This window comes from Peptostreptococcus sp., assembly GCF_977045075.1.
Genome location: NZ_CDRRTB010000148.1, coordinates 1 through 2473 on the forward strand (window position 1 = coordinate 1; position 2473 = coordinate 2473).

A 2473-nucleotide genomic window follows, 5' to 3' on the forward strand; every position below is an offset into this window, starting at 1 on the left:
GAATCTGTGTCTGGGTTCTTATGACCAAATACTAATAAACTCATTTTTTCATACCCCTTTCAATTTCTCGATTTATTGATAAAATCACTTTCATGATTCCTTTTCCTATTTTATTATACCAAAAAAACTGGTCAATTAGTATATTTGACCCTATATTTATTCCTACAAATATGCAATATTTTATGATATCATTAGATATAAGTTATAAAGCATATGAAAAGAGTGAGCAAATAATGGTGAATAATAATATAAATAATAGACTTGTAAATAATAAAAATACAGAAAAAATAAATATAAAGAATGACTCTAAGTTACCAGTTAAGCCAGCCAAGGTAAACTACCAAAAGGAGCTAGAAAAGATCCTAAAGAAGGTAGAAGAGGAAGGGACCTGTCCAAGCCTACTTTTACATTCCTGTTGTGGTCCGTGCAGCTCCTATGTGTTAGAATACCTAGGCCAGTATTTTGAGATTACAGTCTTTTACTATAATCCAAATATTTACCCATCTGAGGAGTACTGGTATAGGGTTGATGAGCAGAAGAAGATAATAGACCTGACTAGGACCAAATACCCTATTCATATGATAGAAGGTGCCTATGAGGTAGACAGATTTTATGAAACTATAGCTGGTATGGAGGACCTGTCAGAGGGTGGGGCCAGGTGTCACAGGTGCTATGAGCTGAGGATGTCTGAGGCTGCTAAGCTGGCCAAAGAAGAGGGTTTTGACTACTTCACTACCACTCTTACTATCAGTCCCCACAAGAATTCCCAAGTCTTAAATAGGATAGGCCAAGAGGTTGGAGAAAGATTTGGTGTAAGACATCTGCCTTCTGACTTCAAGAAGAATAATGGCTATAAGAGGTCTTGCCAACTGACTAGTGACTTTGGTATGTACAGACAGGACTACTGTGGATGTGAGTATTCCATGAAGGAGACTATGAGGAGAAGGAAAAAGAAGCTAAGAGATGATATGAAGGTCCTTAATGAAGGTCTAGACCTGGAATATATGGTCCAGGCTGACCAGGTCATATTTGACAAGCTATACGGGAGGCCAGAGTATCTTGACTCAAGGGTGATTTTTACCTATGCGGGTAGGTATCCTGAAATAAATACCCTGGATTTTATAAATAAGGCCCTAGCCGATGGAAAGGTAGTAGCAGTACCATATTGTAGCGATAAGGAGACCATGAAGGCCTATGAAATACAATCTACAAGTCACTTGCTAACAAATTCCTTTGGTGTCCTGGAGCCAGATATCAGTATATGTAGTGAGCTTGATATAGAGGATATAGACCTTATCCTAGTACCTTGTTGTACTGCTGATAAGAAGGGGGCCAGGCTGGGCTTTGGTAGGGGCTACTATGATAGGTTCTTGCCTAAGACTAGGGCAGAAAAGCTACTCTTGATTAGGTCCAAGCAGGTCTCAGAGGACATACCAATGGAGGACCACGACCTAGTAATAGACAAGCTGATTAGTGAAATAGAACTTTAAAAAAGAGGAATATATATGATTAAATAGAAATAGATAAATAATATGAATATAAATTAAGAAATATATAAGCAAGAACTATATAAATGAGTAAGAATATAGGCAGGCAAGTCTATATGGAATACGTAGAGATAGATCATATTAGGATAATGTAATTGGTTAGGAGTTTAAAAATGATAAGAATTGAGAACTTGACTAAAAATTATGGAGCTACTATGGCTCTTGATAACCTGAATTTAACTATAAATGATGGGGAGATATTTGGTCTGATTGGTCATAATGGAGCAGGTAAGTCAACTACTATCAAGTCCTTAGTGAGCATCCTAGAGCCTACGAGTGGTCAAATATACTTTGATGACCTAGATTTAAAGACTAATAGGGATACGATTAAGAAGATGATAGGTTATGTTCCTGACAGCCCGGACATGTTTTTGAAGCTGCCAGTGACTAGCTACTGGAAGTTTATAGCCAGTGTATTTGGGATTGACAAGGACCTGAGAGAAGAGAGGATAAAAAGCCTATGCCAGATTTTCTCATTGGAGGTAAAGGCTACAACGAGGATAGAAGAGTGCTCACATGGTATGAGACAGAAGGTATTTTTGATAGGTGCCCTAATTTCAGATCCAAAGATATGGATTTTAGATGAGCCTATGACTGGTCTAGACCCTCAGTCTGCCTATAATCTTAAAGAGCTAATGAAGGACCATGCAAGCCAGGGCAATACAGTCTTGTTTTCTACCCATGTCCTAGAGGTGGCAGAGCAGCTGTGTGATAGGATAGGTATACTTAGCAAGGGGAGGATTCTTTTCCTTGGAACTATGGATGAATTAAAGGATAGACACCCAGGCCAGTCTCTTGAAGACATATACCTGGCTATGGTAAACCACAAGCCACAGGATACTGCTGGCAGGGATGGGGCAAGTCTTTATAATAATGTTATAGCTGATAAGGTGTCACAGGGACCGGAAGCTGAAGAAAAGTAGGTG

General features: G+C 38.8%; 2 protein-coding genes. Both read left to right on the forward strand.

All coding sequences use genetic code 11. The annotated features are described in order from the left end of the window. The first annotated feature begins 233 nt into the window (after positions 1-233). Positions 234-1490: a 5-formyltetrahydrofolate cyclo-ligase gene (locus ACW6OJ_RS08140; protein ID WP_456096289.1), complete on the forward strand. Its 1257-nt coding sequence runs from the start codon at positions 234-236 to the stop codon at positions 1488-1490. Positions 1491-1660: 170 nt separating this feature from the next. Then, a complete protein-coding gene (locus ACW6OJ_RS08145) occupies positions 1661-2470 on the forward strand; it encodes an ABC transporter ATP-binding protein (RefSeq protein WP_456096290.1) in 810 nt (269 codons plus the stop codon). The last annotated feature ends 3 nt before the right edge of the window (positions 2471-2473 follow it).